This is a genomic window from Halorubrum sp. SP3, assembly GCF_005435195.1.
Lineage (GTDB): Archaea > Halobacteriota > Halobacteria > Halobacteriales > Haloferacaceae > Halorubrum > Halorubrum sodomense.
The window spans coordinates 1-224 of record NZ_SGTU01000743.1 but is presented as its reverse complement, the minus strand read 5'-3'; the positions used below and the strand labels follow the sequence as shown (position 1 = coordinate 224).

Genomic DNA, 224 nt, shown 5'->3' with positions numbered 1-224 from the left:
GCTCCGACGGCGGCGATTCGCAGATGTCGTTCGGCGGCGACGGGAAGGTCGACTTCGGCATCTCGCCGTCGGTCCCGCAGGAGGACCTCGAGGTGCAGTACTCCCCGCTGCTCGACCACGTGGGGAGCTATCTGAAGGAGAACTACGAGGTCCCCGACGGCCTCTCAGTCGAGGGGAACGTCGGCAGTAACTACAGCGCGATCATCCAGTCGCTCGGCCAGGGC

The 224-nt window shown here is 66.1% G+C and carries 1 pseudogene; it reads left to right on the top strand.

Annotated elements, in window-relative coordinates:
* Positions 1 to 23 precede the first annotated feature (23 nt).
* Positions 24 to 224, top strand: a pseudogene (locus EXE42_RS18110) (phosphate/phosphite/phosphonate ABC transporter substrate-binding protein); the annotation flags it as partial.